Below are 1,365 nucleotides of genomic sequence, written 5' to 3'. Positions count from 1 at the left end.
ACGAAAAGTCGTGGAACATTTGGCAGTTCAAAGCAAACCACATTAGACACAAGCCAAGATAAAATCAAAGTAGGAACCACATTAGATGGAAGTGAGATATTGCTTTCGGCAGGTAATGATTTAAAAGCTCAAAACCTTCAAGCCATTGCCGATAATGATTTACGCCTAGAAGCAGGTAATAACGCAAGTGTTGCTGCAGAGACGAATTACTTCAAAGAAACGCATTTCAAGCAAAAATCAAAATCAGGGGTGTTCTCTGGAGGAGGAATAGGCATTACCTTTGGCAAAAAATCAGAAACCCACGAAAGCGAAGCGGAAGGCTGGCAACAAAGCCAAGCACGCAGTACATTAGGTAGCCTTACAGGTAATATCAGCATATCGGCTGGTAATCACGCTCATCTATCGGGTACGGAGGTTGTTGCCTCTAGAGAATTAGGCAAACAAATTTTAGTGGAGGGCAAATCGACCTATATTGGTGCCAGTGAAGATAATCTTTCTGCTAAAGAACGTCACGAATATAAGCAATCGGGCTTAACGATATCCTTTAGCTCAGCGGTAACAGATGCAGCACTGGCAGCGAAAAGTAGCTTGAAGCGTTCAACACAAGTGAAAGACGAACGTTTAAGCACATTACTGAAAGTAAAAGCAGCGAATGAAGCCATTGAAACGGTAACAAAAGCGAAAGCACTTATCGACACGATTCAGAACGCAAGTAATGCGACAGCCGCCGTTGGAAATAGTGATTTTAAAGTGTCAGTCAGCGTGGGGGCAAGCAAATCAACTCACACAAGCCACACTCAGCAAACGACCCATCAGGGCAGTGTATTAAGTGCAGATAAACTCATCATTCGGGCAACAGAGGGAGATAGTACGATTGTTGGCTCAAAAATTGATGCAAATGAGACAACGCTTGAGGGTAATAACGTCAATTTACTGGCAACGACAGATAGCCAAAGTAACCGCTCCGATAATAAGAGCAGTAGTTGGAGCGTAGGGGTATTTGTAGGTAAATCAGGTGGTTCACAAGGTTTGGGGGTTGAAGGAGCTGCCAATATCGGCAAAGGACATTCTAACAGTGACGCTAAAGTGCAAAACCATACGGAAATCAACAGTAACCGCTTAACCATTAAGGCAAAAGAGACAACCACCTTAAAAGGAGCAACGGCGAACATTAACCACTTAAACCTTGAGACCAAAAATCTGCATATTGAGAGTGTGCAAGACAGTGAAAAATATGACAGCAAACAAACCCAAGGTGGGGTAAGTGCCTCTGTGGCGATTTATGGTAGTGGCTCTAGTGCATCTGCACAGTTCAGCCAAAACAAAGCGAAGGTGGATTATGCTCAAGTAACTCAGCAATCGGGC

1 protein-coding gene is annotated in these 1,365 nt (G+C 43.7%); it reads left to right on the top strand.

Features of this window, described 5'->3' with window-relative positions:
- Positions 1 to 1,365: hemagglutinin repeat-containing protein (locus A1D25_RS00555; RefSeq protein WP_205420562.1), on the top strand; the 1,365-nt coding region annotated here is incomplete at both ends.

Origin of the sequence: Ursidibacter arcticus (assembly GCF_009761375.1) — a bacterium.
Taxonomy (GTDB): domain Bacteria; phylum Pseudomonadota; class Gammaproteobacteria; order Enterobacterales; family Pasteurellaceae; genus Ursidibacter; species Ursidibacter arcticus.
Note: the sequence above shows the minus strand (reverse complement) of the source record. Positions and strands in the feature narration are given on the sequence as shown.